We start from the raw sequence: 15,554 nt of genomic DNA, 5'->3' as shown, positions 1-15,554 counted from the left end.
GTTCCTTTTTACCCTGAGGTGGCTTTTTAGCCTTGGGCGTAGGACTTGCTGCTTTAGCGACTGTTGTCGTTTTCGCTTTGGTTTTACTTTTAGCTGGCGTAGCTTTTTTCGAGCTTACTTTTTTGGTGCTTCTTGATTTTGATGAGGCTTTGGTAGCAATCGGTAGAGCATTTTGCTCTTTCTCTAAGCTCTCAATTCGAGCAACTAAACTTTGATCACCCTCAAGCTGACCTTCCATCTTACCCAGGCGGTAATCAGAGAGTTCCACTGAGCCGCGAAGCTCTTGAACTTCTTTAATCAGCCGCTCGATTTGGACGCCAAGGTCTGCATCGGTCATTCGTGCCGCACGGTTTAGACTTTGGAGAGCTTCAGCGACTTCAGCGACTTTATCAGCCGCTTCTTTCATCTGAGTGGCCAGCTGCGCGCTTTGTTCTTCCAGGTGAGCTGCCTGTTGTTCCAGGTGCTTATTGGCCGCGCGCATGTTGTCTTGAAGTCCGCGGATATCAGATTGCATCCGGACGCCTGTTTCAGCAGGAACCCAGAAGCAGCCGCTGCAACTTAGAGCAAGGGCAAAGAGTGCGGAGGACTTAAGTAACTTAAGAGGCTGATTCAAAGGCATGAAATAACTCCTAACAGCAACTTCAATGAACTTGGCTTGATACTCACTTCAACGATCAGCGAGCAATCAACTCCACTCGGCGGTTCTGAGCCCAGCAATCTTCCGTAGGATTCATGCAAAGTGGCTCGTTCTCACCTTTGGAACGCCAGTCTAATCGATTTGCGGAAACGCCGAGGTTGGTGAGGTACTGTAACACGTTACGAGCACGCTTATCGCCAAGGCCGAGGTTGTATTCTGGTGCACCGCGGTCATCAGCATGTCCTTCAAGGACGAGGCTTACGCCGTCGACGGATTTCAGACACTCGGCAGTGAATTCTAATTTTTCGCGTCCACCCGTGGTGAGTGCATCGTCATTGAACTCAAAGTAAACGGACTCTTGATTTTCTTGTGCTTTGCTATTGGTCTGAGCAAAGAACGTCCGGCACTTGTTTTGAAATTCAATTTTAGGATCTGGTTCGAGGCTACAAGTTCCTGCTACGCAAAAGCCGCCGGCACAGTCTGGGTTTTGATTGCAAGACCGTCCTACCATAGCGGCCGCATCAAGTGCGGATTGAACACATGCACCTTCAGTACAGTTTTGTCCGCTTTGGCAATCTTCGTTAACCGTGCATTGAGGTTCAGCAGTAGCCTGAGCTTGTTCTTCGCAGCGTCCGCCATTGCAGACAGAGTTCTCTCCGTTTGCGGCAACACACTGTGAGTTGTCGAGGCATTGTTGACACATACCTTGAATACAGACTTCGCCGGCGGTGCCTTCGAGCTGACAATCATCATTGTTTTCACAAACGTTAACGTCGGGTTTACATGCTGCGATAGAGAGCAGGAGTAAGCCCATGGAAATAGCGTGGATAATTTGGAGATTTGGGCGTCTCATGAATCAATGTTCTCCTGAACTCAAAACTGGTGAAGTCTAACCAGCGTTGTGCATGATATTGTCAAACTTTTACGATTTCGCAAGAAAGCTACCGGACTTCTTGCAACCTTGCAGGGAGCAGAACCCTGTTATAGGCCTGTCTATTCCCTCCGATCGTTATTTTCAAGCACCGATTTACGAAGATGGGCCCAATGAATCGGGATTTTCGAAGTTGCATGAACATACCTTCGCAGCCTATGAAGCCGATGAGTAGTTTGTGGTAACGTCCCTGAGCGTTGAGATGTTCGAAACGACAATAGGCGATTGATATGATTGGTAAAGTTCTCGAATGGGTCCAGGGTGCTCATCCCGTTTTTTATTTTGGGCTCCTGATGTTGGCAGGCCTTGGTATACCGGTCAGTGAGGACGGGCTGGCGATTTGGGCCGGCGGACTTCTGGGTCGCGGAGAAAACCCATATCCTCCCTATCAATATGTTATCGCTTTATATTTAGGTGCCATCATGAGCGATATGTTGACCTTTAGTATCGGTCGCCTGACTCAGCACAGCCTCGGGGCTCGAATTCAAACCCTCCTTTTTAAAGACCCGCGTAAAATTGAGAAAGCGATGGTTACAATCCGAAAGTACGGAAATAAGGCGGGTTTCATTCAGCGTTTGAGTATCGGGGCCCGGCTACCGATTACCTTTTTCTCAGGTTACTCCGGTATTCACCCGCTCAAGTTCATGCTTGGCACCGCGCTTGGGGCGTGCCTAACACTGCCAATACAGCTCGGAGTGGGTTACATCATGCGTGACCAGATCGCCCAGGCACTTGGTTTCCTTGAGGAATATGGCGGGATAGTGGCCGCATTGATTCTTGCCACGCTGGGTTTTGTACTTTATCGCAAACTTTTTGCTTCAGATAGCACTCCGCAAGACCCTCCTGGAGGCGCTGAGGCCTAATTCGATGGCTGGCGGCTGGGGTGTAGCGTTCGCACATTGCCTCTTCGGATCGTGACGTGGCGCTTATCGAGAAGCTCAAACAATGGAATGGCCCACTTACGACTGATCGCTCCAAGTATATCTTTGAGCTCTGATGCGGTCAGTTCTGCTTTGCTTTCGAAGCCCTTTACGATTTTTAGCTCAATATCTTTTAATGCGGCGTGACTGTAATGAATCTCAGGGTTTGCTTTGATGATTTCTTCGTTGCGCCGTAAATATCCCAGAAGCTGACGACCCTGTTTTTGGTCGATGCGTAACTCGCTAAGCAGATCACTTTCATTAGGCGGCGTTAAGGGGGTCTTCTCCAGTAGCGCCATGATCTTCTCCATCAGTATCTTAGATTGAGGATCTACCGCGGCGCCCATCCCTGGAATCGCGACAATGCTTTCTTGTCTGAAAAGTTTTTTCTGCGAGATTGCGCGGTCCACAATGGTTTGAGCCAGATGCTGTTCTGGCGGAGGCAGTTGAGTTTCAATTTCCGCTTCAATCATCCCCGGGCTCATTGCATCCGCTTTGTGATGCTTCTCAACCATACCAATGACTTTTCGAACCAGGTCGTCGGCCAGTTCAGTTGAAATCCAACGGTCTGCACCCCCCGAGATTTGAACCAGTTTTCCTTTTTTTGTGAGGACATCGACTTCTTTACCAACTTCGCCGGCTGGAATTCGGCGAATCAACTCGCTGCGGGCAAGCCCTCGGGCCCGTGATTCTTTGGCCAGTGCAATGATGCGTTCACGGCGATTGCCTCGCAGCAACGCCAGTTGGCTGGTCGCGAGAGCGACGGAACCTTTGCCTTGGGCCGGATGGGGATCGAGAATTTCTCCGCCACCCACTGTGGCTTGAACGCTAACGCCGGGGCGGCGTAGAACGAAACGTTGTCCCGCAAAACAAGCGACGGGGGTTTTGAGTCGTAATAAAAGACCACCACTTTCACCAGGAGCAATCTCGTCGCAGCCCAGGGGAATGACCGTTGCTTCTCGTTCACATGTTCCTAAATGAATGCTTAAAACTTCGCCTTTAAGAGGCTTGGCATGTGCCAGAAGCTCTACCCAAACGATGCAGCTATCAACAGCTTCAAAAGAACCAGTCGTGGTGAGAATCATACCGCGCTTGATTTCGTCGGTACGTTTTCCTGAGATATTAACGGCGGTTCTCATGCCGGCAGTCACTTCGGTTTGAGGCTGACCCAATGCTTGGAGGCCTCTGACTTTAAGGTCCGTGATGGCAAAGGTGTCGCTTCCTAAAAGTTCGACGGAGTCGCCTTCATGGAGTGTGCCCCGTAACGTGGTTCCCGTGGCAACAGTTCCATAACCCTCTTTACTAAAAACCCGGTCCAGTGGAAGAAAGGCCGGCCCTTCAATGACACGCCGGTCGAGTTTGCTTACCAGTTCGATAATGTTTGTTCGCAGGGACTCAAGACCATCACCCGTTTTGCTTGAGACAGTGACAACCGGGTGGTTTGCAAAGGGAGTGTCTGCAATGGTTTCGCGAATATCTTCTTCGACAAGTTCAAGCAGTTCGGCATCAACGATATCTGATTTGGTGATGACCACGATGCCTTGTTGAACTTGTAGTAATCTGAGAATGTCTAGGTGTTCCCTCGTTTGGGGCATCACACCATCATCTGCAGCGATGACAAGCATGGCGAGGTCGAGTCCACCGGCTCCGGCAACCATCGTACGAACCAGTCGCTCGTGTCCCGGCACATCAACTATGCTTGCTTGAATACTGTCGCTTATTTGCCAGCCAGCAAAACCAAGCTCGATGGTTATACCACGTTTTTTTTCTTCTTTAAGTCGGTCGGTGTTTTGGCCGGTCAAGGCTTCAACCAAAGATGTTTTGCCGTGGTCAATATGACCCGCTGTGCCTATAACAATGTGAGACATGGTGCTCTTTATGGTTTGGACGTTAGAATTTTTCGGATGGACTCAGCAAGTAAGACATCGTCGTCAGGATGAACAGAGCGAGGGTGAATCAAAACTCTATCATCTACTATATGAGCTATAATAGGAGGAGTTGCCTTACGCATTTTAGCCAACATTCTGTCTGGACTTTTAACCTCTAGAGATAAGGCCAGTCCGGGCAGTTCACCACCAGGCAAGGTTCCACCACCTGCGGCATCTGGAGTCTCAATAATTTCACCCGTCTGTAAAATGCTCTGCCATTGGAGGCAGCGCTCACGCAGCTGGGATTGTGTTTGGTTCATGCTGCGAAGAAGAGGGATAGACTGTTCGGCTTCGCCGCGTAGGTAGAGTTCCAGGGTGGCGATTGCGGCGGCAAGCTGCATTTTGTCGCAGCGAAGTGCGCGAGCGAGAGGGTGTTTTTGAAGTTTGGCAATCGCTTCTTTCGAGCCGACGAGAAAGCCCGCTTGGGGACCGCCAAGAAGTTTGTCGCCAGAGAACGCAACCACATCAAAGCCAAGTTTTACAATCGACTGGACCGTTGTTTCCGCGGGTAGGCCGTACTTGGTGGTATCAACCAAACAGCCGCTCCCAAGATCCATGACGACGGGGATTCCGTGCTCTTTACCCAGGGCGATGATTTCTTCTGACTTGGGTTCAGTGACAAAGCCTTCGACTTTAAAGTTCGAACGGTGCAAAGACAACAAAAGGCCAGCGCCGTCTTGAATAGCTTCCTCATAATCGTAGAGATGGGTCCGATTGGTGGTGCCTATTTCCATGAGCTGGCTACCACTTGCCTCCATCATCTTGGGTAAGCGAAAACCGCCGCCAATTTCTACAATTTGTCCGCGAGAAATTGCGGTGGGTTTGTTGCCAGCGAGACCTGTAACCATGAGTAGAAGAGCGGCTGCACAGTTGTTGACGACCATGCCTGCTTCGGCACCGGTCAGCTCGGCCAGGGGGGTAGAGACGCCGCGCATTCTTGAACCACGCTTACCGTTTTCAAGGTCGAACTCAAGGTCACAGTAGTCTCGGGCTTGGTCCATGGCGTTCCAGGCCGCATCGGCAATTGGGGAACGCCCTAGGTTCGTATGGAGTAAAACACCGGTCGCATTGATTACTTTTTGAAAGGGACGCGGCGGCGTTTCGAGCAGTGCTTGTACTTCAAGCGTAAGGCTCTTCAAATCGGGACAAGGTTTTTTGGCGAGAATTTCCTGGCGTGCTTGGTCGATGATTTTACGTGCTGCCGCCACAACGGCAGGATGTCCATGCTTAGCCGACCATTCGCTGAGGCTTTCATCCTCGGCGAGACGGCCTACAGCAGGAAGAGACCGCAGAGCGGATTCTATAGAAGGGTCAGACATAAGGAGGTTCTAGGAAGTTGCCGGGTGAGTGGCAACCTTTAAATCCATGCATTTGCATGGCGCAGACGGGGAGATACTCAGAGAGCTAGCTTAACGTTGCGAGCGCTTCGTTAAATTTGTCGGCCGTAAAAGGCTTACGAATCACAAAGTTGGCGCCTGCATCGGTCGCTGTTTTTTGGATTTCTTCAGAGCTGTCGGCTGTGATGATTCCAAAATTAACGTTGGACCCGTTTGCCCGGATTGCACGAAGAAGTGCTAAGCCACTCATCTCCGGCATGTACCAATCGCTGATTACCAGATCTGGCTTCTCTGTGAGCACTTTTTTGAGTGCCTCAACACCATTGGCTGCTTCAAGAAACTCGTGATCTCCGGAGTTGGAGCTGGCAACGGCACGCCGAACCAAGTCTCTCATACCACCACTGTCGTCAACGACTAGAATTTTCACTGTTCTGTCCTACCCGATCCGAGAGCCACCAGACTCTTCATTGTTACCCGGTTTCATTATAAATAATGACCGTTTACTTGCGGTATGTCGATGAAAATAAACCGCTTACGCAGCTGACCTTTCTTCGCACACCCTTCAGAAACATTTAGAGCATAAATCTGGGAGTCACTACAAGCCACTGCCCATGGATTAGTTCTCGCTGGTATCTGCAGCTGTCTTTTGACGGCAAATCCCTCGTTCTGAGTCGCCAGTGACCTCACATTCTTGCGAGGCTAGGCAATCAGCGCTCTCGGTTTCAAGCGTGCATGAGCGCTGGCAGGTATCGCTTTGGGCGATATCACATACGTATTGTATGTAGTTGTCGTCGTTGAAGCAGTCGGAATCTTCATCACAGGACGTATCTACAGGGGACTCAGCACAGCCGAGAAAGAAAGCGAAAATGATAAAAATCAATGATTTGGGAAGCTTGAGCATGATGGGTCCTTCGCGGCGTTGATGCCTTATTCCGGCACATTATCCAGCTCAATCGCGATGGGCAAGCATTTGTAAAAGTGCACGTTTCGGAGAGTCGATTACGATCGTTTCAACTATTTATTGGCACTCTGACCACAAGACTGCCAGATAAGTTCTAAAACTCTAATAAAAACATGTGATTAGAATCTTCAATGAAGAAGCTTTACGACCTTGACAAAAAAACGGTTGCACTTATATTCGCGCAGCAAATTCAAAAGGGGAGCGGTCAGGGAGCTTGTAAAGCATACCAATCGGCCGGCTACCATTTACGACACCGGGCACCTCAAAAAGTAGGTGCCGACAGATGGAGGCAGAAATGAAGTTTCGTCCACTGCAGGACCGCATTTTGGTCAAGCGAGTTGACAGCGAAGTGAAGACAGCCGGCGGGATCATCATCCCAAATTCGGCTCAGGAAAAGCCACAAGAAGGCCTCGTAGTTGCTATGGGCAACGGCAAGCGTCTTGAAGATGGCACTCAGATCCCAATGGATCTTGCAAAAGGTGATCGCATCCTTTTCGGCAAGTACTCTGGTTCTGAAGTCAAAATCGACGGTGAAGATCATCTGATCCTGCGCGAGGACGAAATCCTCGGCGTAATGGAAAAGTAATCAGGTTAAAAAACCGGTTAACTACTTAACGATTTAAAATTATCACACGGAGTCCATTATAATGGCTGCTAAAGAAATTATTTTCGACCAGCGCGCTCGTGAGCAGATTCTTACAGGAATCAACACACTTGCTGACGCGGTTAAAGTTACTCTCGGACCAAAAGGTCGTAACGTTATTATTGAAAAGAGCTTCGGTTCTCCTACCGTCACTAAAGATGGTGTTAGCGTTGCTAAGGAAATCGAACTTGAAGACCGCTTCCAAAACATGGGCGCTCAGATGGTTAAGGAAGTTGCTTCCAAGACATCTGATGTAGCTGGTGACGGAACAACAACTGCTACTGTATTGGCACAAGGCATCTACCGTGAAGGTGTGAAGCTTCTTGCTGCTGGCGCAAACGCGATGGACCTTAAGCGTGGTATCGACCAAGCTGTAGCAACTATTGTGAAGAGCCTCCAACGACTTTCTAAAGCTACTAAGAATGCCACTGAGATTGCTCAGGTTGGTACTATCTCTGCAAACGGCGACATCACCATCGGTGGTATCCTTGCTGAAGCGATGGAAAAAGTAGGCAAAGAAGGCGTTATCACAGTTGAAGAAGCTCGTGGAATGGAAACTGAGCTTGAAGTTGTTGAAGGTATGCAGTTCGACCGCGGTTACCTTTCTCCATACTTCGTAACTGATCCAGAGCGCATGGAAGTGGTTCTTGAGAACCCCTACATCCTCATCTTCGAAAAGAAGATTTCAAACATGAAGGACCTCCTTCCTGTACTTGAAGGCGTTTCACGCGCAGGTCGTCCTTTGATGATCATCGCTGAAGACGTTGAAGGTGAAGCACTTGCAACTTTGGTTGTTAACAAGCTTCGCGGAACACTTCAGGTTGCAGCTGTTAAGGCTCCTGGTTTTGGTGACCGTCGTAAGGCAATGTTGCAAGACATCGCAGTTCTTACCGGTGGCCAGATGATTTCTGAAGACCTCGGCATTAAGCTTGAGACTGTTACTTTGAATGACCTTGGCGAAGCCAAGCGCATCACTGTAGACAAAGACAACACCACACTCGTTGATGGTGCTGGCAAGAAGAAGGACATTCAGGGCCGCGTTGCTCAGATTCGTGCTCAAATTGAAGACACAACCAGCGATTACGACCGTGAGAAGCTCCAAGAGCGTCTTGCTAAGCTCGTAGGCGGTGTTGCTGTTGTACGTGTTGGCGCTGCTACTGAAGCAGAAATGAAAGAAAAGAAAGCTCGTGTTGAAGATGCATTGCATGCAACACGCGCAGCCATCGAAGAAGGTATCGTACCTGGCGGTGGTGTAGCTCTTCTTCGCGCTCTTCCAAGCCTCAACAAGCTTGAGCTTGAAGGCGATCAGCAGTTTGGTGTTAACCTCATCAAGCGCGCTATCGAAGAGCCTCTTCGCCAAATCGTAAGCAACTGTGGTGTAGACGCATCTATCGTTCTCGAGAACGTGCGTAAGTCCAAAGGCGCAAACGGTTTTAACGCTCAAACTGAGCAATACGTTGACCTCATCAAGGACGGCGTTATCGACCCAACTAAAGTGGTTCGTACTTCACTTCAGAATGCAGCATCTGTTGCATCTTTGATGCTGACTACTGACTGCATGGTAGCTGAGAAGCCAAAGAAGGACGCTGGTCCTTCAATGCCTGAAGCTCCTGGCGGAATGGGCGGCATGGGATTCTAATCCCTCGCATCTAAAATGCATTGAAAAGGGTTGGTGTTTCACCAACCCTTTTTTTTGCCCAAATTTCCGAAAATCATGAGTGATTATTGCCATTTGTTGAATTTGTAACGGCGAAAATATGTTGAAGGATCCTTTGCCACGTACTTGTGACGGTCGGACTTCAAAGATTGGCTTGAATTTGTGACGCTTCTAAGGCAGGAAAAGCTCAGCTTGAACCTTGTAAAGCGATGCTTTAGAAGATCAGCCTGAATCCAAACGGTATCTGAGGAAATTGAAAATGCTCGAACGTAAAGAAATCGAAGCCCGAGTGAAAGACATTGTTGTGAAACAACTTGGCGTAGAGGCAGAAGTTGTCAAAGCCGAACGCTCATTTGTTGATGATCTGGGTGCTGATTCGCTCGACATCGTAGAGCTTGTCATGAACCTTGAAGAAGAGTTTGGCTTTGACATCCCTGACGATGAAGCAGAAAACATTCGCACATTTGGAAATGCTGTCGAATATATTCTGACCAATCAGACTTGAGGATCAAAGTGAAAATTACAATTGGCGCTGATCACGGTGGCTACCTGCTTAAGAATCTCATTGTCGACCATTTGAAAACGAATGGTCACGAGGTTCAAGACTGTGGGACCCATACGTCCGATTCTGTGGATTACCCCAATTTTGCCAAAGAGGTGACCTCATCGATTACGAGTGAGACTGCCGAACTGGGCATTCTGGTTTGTGGTTCGGGTATCGGCATGTCGATGGCAGCCAATAAAGTAAATGGCATCCGTGCTGCACTTTGTTTCAACGCCTACATGGGTCGCATGACCCGGGCTCATAATAATGCGAATGTCTTGTGTTTGGGAGAGCGTGTGCTCGGCTCAGGCACGGCACTTGATATTGTTGACGCATTCGTCAATACGCAATTTGAAGGTGGCCGCCATCAGCGCCGCGTCGATCTCGTTACTGAACTGGAGTCATGATGAACCCGCTTAGTCATCTATTAACCGAAGATCCTGAAATTTATACCTCCGTACGCAACGAGTTGGTACGGCAAGCCGAAGGTATTGAGCTTATCGCCAGTGAAAACTTTGTAAGCCGCGCGGTCCTGGAAACCGCAGGCACAGTACTCACAAACAAGTATGCCGAAGGTATGCCGGGGCGCCGTTACTATGGCGGCTGTGAAATGGTCGATGTTGCAGAACGGTTGGCTGAAGACCGAGCGAGAGAGCTCTTCGGCGCGGAGTACGCAAATGTTCAGCCGCACTCTGGCTCGCAAGCCAACATGGCGGTGTTCATGTCGGCGCTCCAACCAGGTGACACTGTTTTGGCAATGGATCTTGATGCCGGTGGACACCTCACACACGGCTCACCCGTAAACTTTTCTGGACGTCTTTACAATTTCATTCCGTACGGCGTTCGAGAAGACAACGAACAGCTCGACTATGATGAGATTCGTTCGTTGGCGCTTGAGCACAAGCCCAAAATGATTATTGCCGGTGCAAGTGCTTATTCACGTGTATTAGATTTCGAAAAGTTCAGTGCCATCGCTAAAGAAGTGGGCGCGAAATTTATGGTCGACATGGCTCATATCGCAGGCCTTGTTGCTGCCGGTGTGCACCCAAGTCCAGTGCCCTACGCTGACTATGTGACCAGTACAACTCACAAGACTCTGCGGGGTCCTCGTGGCGGTATCATTCTGGCTAAAGAAGAGTATGCGAAGCAGCTCAACAGTGCAGTGTGTCCCCGAATCCAAGGTGGACCGTTGATGCACGTGATTGCGGCTAAAGCAGTTGCTTTCAAAGAAGCGATGAAGCCCGACTACAAAGAGTACCAAGAGCAAATTTGCAAGAATGCAAAAGCTCTCGGTGAAGCGCTGGTTGCTCAGGGTTTTCGCCTGGTTTCAGGTGGCACCGACAACCACGTAATGCTTGTAGACCTTCGTCCTAAGTCTATGACGGGCAAGGTTGCTGAGAAGGCGCTGGATAAGGCTGGGATTACAGTTAACAAAAACAAGATTCCTTTCGATCCAGAGAAGCCATTCGTGACAAGCGGTATCCGCGTTGGCACACCAGCGGTAACATCACGCGGGATGAAAGAAGAAGCGATGGCACGTATTGGTGAGCTCATCGGTGAAGCGCTTTTACATCCGGAAAATGATGAACACCTTGAGGCTGTGCGCGGCAAGGTTAAAGAACTCACCGCAAAGTATCCACTCTACGCAGACCTGCTAGAGGCAACTCCTGCAATTTAACATTCGAGGCATTGGGTCCTTGAGGCCCATCGTCACTGCACTCAGCGTGTTGATTTTACTTCAGGCGTCATGCGCCCCCGCTCTTGTTTCGAAGTATTCCAAAGAATTTCCAATCATCGATGAGCATCTCCGTAATGGAGACACTGCATCCGCACGTCATAGCCTCGATAAGATCTATCAAAATGGTACATCAACGGAACGTGCTCAAGCAGGACTCATGCGATGTGAATTGGTGGCACTTGAAAGTGGAACTGACTCTCCAGCGGCCCGGCTCTGTTATGAGCAGTATGCAAAGGAACTTGAGTCAAATCTTCAATCACCAGTAAGGGCTGATCTCTATGCTCTCGCACTTTACCGTTTTTACGCAGAGCAGCCTCTAGAGCGTCGCCTCTTGGGTTTTATGAGGCTGAGTTTAGAGTGTCCGGGAACGCCTGCTGGACTTAAGGCAATCAATTACCTGAAAGGGTACTGGAGCAGTCTGCCGGCTGGCGAGAGAATGAAAGCGTGGCAAGGCTGGGACCAGAGAACTTATCAAGAGAAGGTTGCTCGATGCTCTCCTGATAATAATAGTACGCAGGTCGTAGCCATTGTGGCACTCGAGCGGGCAAAGGCTTATTTAGAACTCGATAAACCCCAAGAAGCATTGCGTGTTTTCGAGAGTGTGTGGCCAGCCCTCGACCAAAGTGTTTGGTGGGACGACGTTGCTATTGTAAGAGCTGACGCCTACCGCTTGGCGGGAAACCCAGAAAAATCATTAAGCGTTTTAGAGCTATTTATCCTGCGGCGAGAATCTTCATTTTTTATAGGCTCTTATGAAAGTATCTTCTTTGACGAAGCGATGATGATGCGTGGGAAAATATTAAGCTCGATGGGTAAGCGGCCCGAAGCCCGTCAAGCTTATCTCGATTTGATTACGAAAGCTCCGGAGTCTCGTCTTTGCGACGATGCAGCCTACCTGTCGGCGCTTCTGGCTGAAGGAACGCGGCAAATTAAAGAACTTGAAATATTTTTGAAAAAATACCCCGAGTCACGATGGGTCCGTCAGGCTCAGTCGGTTATCAAACGATGATCAGTGTAGAGCAACTTTGCTTAGGTTCCACCGCTGCGCCGGCGTTATCGGATATTTCATTCGAATTACAACCGGGCGAACGGTGCGGTCTCATAGGCCCCCCGGAGTCTGGAAAGTCGGTTTTGTTAAAGGTCGTTGCTGGTTTGATTGAACCAACGGCAGGTTCAATTCGCTCCCATGGTGAAACGCTAAACTATGCCGATGAAAGCGGCCTTTCAGATTGGCAGCGCAACGTCGGGATGGCTTTTCAAAACGATGCTCTTTTTGATTCGATGTCTGTTTTTGAGAATGTAGCGTTTCCGCTGAGAAGGCGTGCCGTTGACGAGACTGAAATCCAAGAGCGAGTTTTAAAGCGTCTGGATGATGTGGGGCTCAAAGATGCATCCAAAAAATTCCCTGGAGATATCTCCGGTGGGATGCGTAAGAGAGTTGGAATTGCACGGGCTACCATTGCCGAACCGAAGATAGGTTTATTTGACGAACCAACCGCTGGTCTTGACCCGCTCACTTCAGAACTAACTTTAGAGCTGATTGTAAAGCAATCAAGTCGGCTTAAGGCACCCACTTTAATCGTTAGTAACGACTTAGCCGTTTTATTCCCGGTTTGCGAACGGGTGATTATGCTGCATGAGGGCTGTGTTGTATTTGATGGGACGGTGGAGGCTATTTCGGTAAGTGAGGTGCCGGTGGTGAAGCAGTTTCTTCAAGGCGCCGACAGCGGGCCTCTTTAATCAAAAAGATGGAGTAGATTTTTTTTGAGCTCGATGTGTGTCAGTTTGAGTCCACGGGCAGGAGCAGTAGGACCTATCCACATAGGGTTTGGATTTTCGAGTAACTCTTTCATCGCCGACGGCGGCATAAGCCCGCAGCCAATTTCAGCCAACGTTCCCGCCAGTGTTCTCACCATTCTTCTTAAAAAGCTCTCACCGCAGACCTGGAAAATGATTTGAGATCCTTCAGCGGTATCGCAGCGCTTGATGCAGCCAGAAAGTACGGTGCAGTTAGTATTGGTCGGCTTTTTTCCGGGCCGGACCTGAAAGCTTTCGAAGTTGTGGTTGCCGGTAATGTGTTGTGCGGCTTCTTGCATCAGCTCGATATCAAGTTTGGGATGTATATCCCAATAGGCCACACCCTCTCTTGAGCCCGCGAGAAAATTATCTCTGAAGCGATAGGTATATGTTTTGGAGAGACTTATTGTTCGGGCGAAAACATCCTGCGGGACGGGAGCGATTTCGAGCTCACCGAGGCCGCCTTGGGACGATTCAATTCGCAGACCGGTGGAGGGAATGGACGGTCCAGTTTTGAGCCAGCCAGTTGCAAAGTTTACGTCGGCGTCTACACCCTTATCGGTTCTGGCTGTAAATGTAAGAGCCTTAAGAGGTTGCCCGAAGGTTCTTGTCATTTGCTCTTGCAGTGCGCCGGTAACACTTGGCAGCCCCGGCTGGGGCGGAACACCGTAAAATGGGGCGCCGCGGTAACTTAACCGAATAAGTACTTGGCTTCGCCCGGCAGTCTTTACCTGCTGGTCGAATGTTTCAAATGGGTGTAAAGACAACCTAGTCATGCTTGAACAACCGAAAATACCAAAGAGTTTTAGAAGCCGATTATTGGCTTTTTACCAAGCGAACAAGCGTGATCTGCCTTGGCGGCACACATCTGACCCTTATTCGATCTGGGTCAGCGAAATAATGCTTCAACAAACTCAGGTTAAAACGGTTTTGCCGCGCTACCATCAGTTTTTGGATGAGTTTCCAAGTGTTGAAGATTTAGCGGCAGCTTCCGAGGAATCGGTTTGTGAAGCCTGGGCCGGCCTCGGTTATTATCGGCGGGCTCGAAATCTTCGCCGTGGGGCCTGCTATGTGATGGAGAATCTCGGTGGAGTTATCCCGTCTACGGCAAGTGAGCTTGAAGCGATTCCGGGCATAGGTCGGTACACAGCTGGAGCAATCGCCTCCATTGCATTTGGAGAAGAGGCGCCACTGGTGGACGGGAACGTGGTTCGCTTTCTCGCCCGCTACTTTGTTTTACCAGGTGACAAGGAAGATAAAACGCTCAAGAAAACGCTTTGGGCAACCACCACGGAGATGGTGAAGGGTAAGCAACCTGGGGATTTTAACCAAGCGTTGATGGAGCAGGGTGCAACGGTTTGCAAGCCTGTGGCTCCCCGGTGCGGTGAGTGTTGTGTGCAGCGAGATTGTGGAGCGTATGAAGAGGGGGCGCCGGAGGCGTACCCAGCACCTCGGCCAAGTGCTAAAAGAAAATCACTCTTTATAGCCTTTGCCTGGCATGAAAATAAAAGTGGCCTTTGGCTTGAGCAGCGAGGGCTCGATGGTCTTTGGTCTGGTCTTTGGGAGTTGCCAAGCGGCCAAGGTGATACGATGGAAGAAGCAATGGCTGACTTAGCTAATAAGGTCTCCGTGGATACTTCTGAACCATTGATGACCGTTCGACATATTTTGACGCATCGAAATGTTGAGGCCGTGATTTATTCACTTGGCAAATTGCCTCGCTCTCGAGCTTCGTCAGGTAAACGTTACCGCTTACCGTTAGAAGCACCCCTTAGCGGGCTGGCCCGTAAAGCGATTTTGGCGACGCAAACCGTACTTTAGGCTTCGAAGAAACCTTCACATTCCTTGAGGAAAGCATCGGCTTGTACGGGGTCGTGGATATTCCACTTACTTACATCCCAAGTCATGACGTCGATTTTATGCTTTGTTCGAACGCTGCTTGGAAACGCTGTGTAATAGCCGTTGAGGCCTTCGAGGAATCCAGACTTGATACTTTGTTCCTCTTGGCGACCACGCGTTTTAATTCGGTCGAGAAGAATGCTGACGTCTTTGCATTGAAAACAAATGACTTTATCGGGTTGTCTCACGCCGCGGTTGAGTCGTTCAAAGTATTCAAAGTAAAGCTCCAATTCGTCGTCGGTCATGTGACCCAAGCCGTGGAGGTATTTGGCGAAGATTTCAGGGTCCTCAATGAGGGTACGATCTTGGATACAGCTTTTTGCCACAGTATCAATCAGCTCGTGGTGAGTGATTCTTTTGATTAGGAACTCGAGCTGCAGAGTAAACGACCACCGGGCCATATCTGCATAATATGGCACTAAAAACCGGTTATCGATGACTGGCTCGTCAAAGAGTTCGAATCCAAAATGACGGCTGATGAGCTTGGCGGCTGTGGTCTTACCGCAACCAATGTTGCCGGCAAGTGCTATAAATCGTTTATTTTTCATGATCGCACTCTTAG

Annotated in this window: 17 protein-coding genes; 9 read left to right on the top strand and 8 right to left on the bottom strand. The window is 49.5% G+C overall.

Features of this window, described 5'->3' with window-relative positions; translation table 11 throughout:
- On the bottom strand, window positions 1-619 hold a 619-nt coding region (locus HOK28_18545; GenBank protein ID MBT6435103.1), incomplete at its 3' end, for a hypothetical protein.
- Window positions 620-674: 55 nt separating this feature from the next.
- Window positions 675-1,490 (bottom strand): OmpA family protein, encoded by an 816-nt coding sequence (locus HOK28_18540; GenBank protein ID MBT6435102.1) that lies wholly within the window; start codon window positions 1,488-1,490, stop codon window positions 675-677.
- 308 nt (window positions 1,491-1,798) lie between these two features.
- On the opposite strand from HOK28_18540, the gene HOK28_18535 reads away from it, so the two are divergent.
- Entirely contained in the window at window positions 1,799-2,431 is a 633-nt protein-coding gene (locus tag HOK28_18535) for a hypothetical protein (protein ID MBT6435101.1), read from the top strand.
- Here the strand turns inward: HOK28_18535 and selB are convergent.
- The 4 genes from selB to HOK28_18515 all read right to left on the bottom strand — a co-directional run bounded on the left by selB (window position 2,428) and on the right by HOK28_18515 (window position 6,654).
- Window positions 2,428-4,356: a selenocysteine-specific translation elongation factor gene (gene selB / locus HOK28_18530; GenBank protein MBT6435100.1), complete on the bottom strand. Its 1,929-nt coding sequence runs from the start codon at window positions 4,354-4,356 to the stop codon at window positions 2,428-2,430. The genes HOK28_18535 and selB overlap by 4 nt on opposite strands.
- An 8-nt stretch (window positions 4,357-4,364) precedes the next feature.
- Entirely contained in the window at window positions 4,365-5,735 is a 1,371-nt protein-coding gene (locus HOK28_18525; protein MBT6435099.1) for an L-seryl-tRNA(Sec) selenium transferase, read from the bottom strand.
- An 85-nt stretch (window positions 5,736-5,820) separates the two neighbouring features.
- Window positions 5,821-6,180 (bottom strand): response regulator, encoded by a 360-nt coding sequence (locus HOK28_18520; protein MBT6435098.1) that lies wholly within the window; start codon window positions 6,178-6,180, stop codon window positions 5,821-5,823.
- Window positions 6,181-6,369: 189 nt separating this feature from the next.
- On the bottom strand, window positions 6,370-6,654 hold the full coding sequence (locus HOK28_18515) for a hypothetical protein (protein ID MBT6435097.1): 285 nt from the start codon (window positions 6,652-6,654) through the stop codon (window positions 6,370-6,372).
- Between the two features lie 355 nt (window positions 6,655-7,009).
- Between HOK28_18515 and HOK28_18510 the strand changes: the two genes are divergently transcribed.
- The 7 genes from HOK28_18510 (at window position 7,010) to HOK28_18480 (ending at window position 13,036) form a co-directional block, all read left to right on the top strand.
- Window positions 7,010-7,300 carry a co-chaperone GroES gene (locus HOK28_18510; protein ID MBT6435096.1) on the top strand — a complete coding sequence of 97 codons (291 nt, stop codon included), beginning with the start codon at window positions 7,010-7,012 and terminating at the stop codon, window positions 7,298-7,300.
- Window positions 7,301-7,361: 61 nt separating this feature from the next.
- The gene (gene groL / locus HOK28_18505) at window positions 7,362-8,996 is read left to right on the top strand and encodes a chaperonin GroEL (GenBank protein MBT6435095.1); all 1,635 of its coding nucleotides are present in this window, start codon (window positions 7,362-7,364) and stop codon (window positions 8,994-8,996) included.
- A 277-nt stretch (window positions 8,997-9,273) separates the two neighbouring features.
- Window positions 9,274-9,519, top strand: coding sequence for an acyl carrier protein (gene acpP / locus HOK28_18500; protein MBT6435094.1), 246 nt, complete (start codon window positions 9,274-9,276; stop codon window positions 9,517-9,519).
- Window positions 9,520-9,521: 2 nt separating this feature from the next.
- Entirely contained in the window at window positions 9,522-9,965 is a 444-nt protein-coding gene (gene rpiB, locus HOK28_18495) for a ribose 5-phosphate isomerase B (protein MBT6435093.1), read from the top strand.
- Window positions 9,965-11,236, top strand: a complete 1,272-nt coding sequence (locus HOK28_18490; GenBank protein ID MBT6435092.1) for a serine hydroxymethyltransferase — start codon at window positions 9,965-9,967, stop codon at window positions 11,234-11,236. The genes rpiB and HOK28_18490 overlap by 1 nt, the downstream gene beginning before the upstream one ends.
- Window positions 11,237-11,255: 19 nt before the next feature.
- On the top strand, window positions 11,256-12,305 hold the full coding sequence (locus tag HOK28_18485; protein MBT6435091.1) for a tetratricopeptide repeat protein: 1,050 nt from the start codon (window positions 11,256-11,258) through the stop codon (window positions 12,303-12,305).
- Complete coding sequence (locus HOK28_18480) at window positions 12,302-13,036, top strand: ATP-binding cassette domain-containing protein (GenBank protein ID MBT6435090.1); 735 nt, start codon at window positions 12,302-12,304, stop codon at window positions 13,034-13,036. The genes HOK28_18485 and HOK28_18480 overlap by 4 nt, the downstream gene beginning before the upstream one ends.
- Here the strand turns inward: HOK28_18480 and HOK28_18475 are convergent.
- Window positions 13,033-13,869 (bottom strand): hypothetical protein, encoded by an 837-nt coding sequence (locus tag HOK28_18475; GenBank protein ID MBT6435089.1) that lies wholly within the window; start codon window positions 13,867-13,869, stop codon window positions 13,033-13,035. The two genes, HOK28_18480 and HOK28_18475, sit on opposite strands and share 4 nt — an antisense overlap.
- A gap of 43 nt (window positions 13,870-13,912) precedes the next feature.
- Between HOK28_18475 and mutY the strand changes: the two genes are divergently transcribed.
- Window positions 13,913-14,914: an A/G-specific adenine glycosylase gene (mutY, locus tag HOK28_18470; GenBank protein ID MBT6435088.1), complete on the top strand. Its 1,002-nt coding sequence runs from the start codon at window positions 13,913-13,915 to the stop codon at window positions 14,912-14,914.
- Here the strand turns inward: mutY and HOK28_18465 are convergent.
- Window positions 14,911-15,540, bottom strand: a complete 630-nt coding sequence (locus HOK28_18465) for a deoxynucleoside kinase (GenBank protein ID MBT6435087.1) — start codon at window positions 15,538-15,540, stop codon at window positions 14,911-14,913. The two genes, mutY and HOK28_18465, sit on opposite strands and share 4 nt — an antisense overlap.
- Window positions 15,541-15,554 lie beyond the last annotated feature (14 nt).

It is taken from the genome of Deltaproteobacteria bacterium (genome assembly GCA_018668695.1).
In the GTDB taxonomy this organism is placed as follows: Bacteria; Myxococcota; XYA12-FULL-58-9; order XYA12-FULL-58-9; family JABJBS01; genus JABJBS01.
Note: the sequence above shows the minus strand (reverse complement) of the source record. Positions and strands in the feature narration are given on the sequence as shown.

Excerpts from the sequence above, each read along its gene's own strand:
- HOK28_18515 (MBT6435097.1), bottom strand. The coding sequence starts at position 6,654 with ATGCTCAAGCTTCCCAAATCATTGATTTTTATCATTTTCGCTTTCTTT.
- HOK28_18540 (MBT6435102.1), bottom strand. The coding sequence starts at position 1,490 with ATGAGACGCCCAAATCTCCAAATTATCCACGCTATTTCCATGGGCTTA.
- HOK28_18480 (MBT6435090.1), top strand. The coding sequence starts at position 12,302 with ATGATCAGTGTAGAGCAACTTTGCTTAGGTTCCACCGCTGCGCCGGCG.
- HOK28_18510 (MBT6435096.1), top strand. The coding sequence starts at position 7,010 with ATGAAGTTTCGTCCACTGCAGGACCGCATTTTGGTCAAGCGAGTTGAC.
- HOK28_18535 (MBT6435101.1), top strand. The coding sequence starts at position 1,799 with ATGATTGGTAAAGTTCTCGAATGGGTCCAGGGTGCTCATCCCGTTTTT.
- HOK28_18465 (MBT6435087.1), bottom strand. The coding sequence starts at position 15,540 with ATGAAAAATAAACGATTTATAGCACTTGCCGGCAACATTGGTTGCGGT.
- HOK28_18525 (MBT6435099.1), bottom strand. The coding sequence starts at position 5,735 with ATGTCTGACCCTTCTATAGAATCCGCTCTGCGGTCTCTTCCTGCTGTA.
- groL (MBT6435095.1), top strand. The coding sequence starts at position 7,362 with ATGGCTGCTAAAGAAATTATTTTCGACCAGCGCGCTCGTGAGCAGATT.
- HOK28_18490 (MBT6435092.1), top strand. The coding sequence starts at position 9,965 with ATGAACCCGCTTAGTCATCTATTAACCGAAGATCCTGAAATTTATACC.
- selB (MBT6435100.1), bottom strand. The coding sequence starts at position 4,356 with ATGTCTCACATTGTTATAGGCACAGCGGGTCATATTGACCACGGCAAA.
- acpP (MBT6435094.1), top strand. The coding sequence starts at position 9,274 with ATGCTCGAACGTAAAGAAATCGAAGCCCGAGTGAAAGACATTGTTGTG.
- HOK28_18475 (MBT6435089.1), bottom strand. The coding sequence starts at position 13,869 with ATGACTAGGTTGTCTTTACACCCATTTGAAACATTCGACCAGCAGGTA.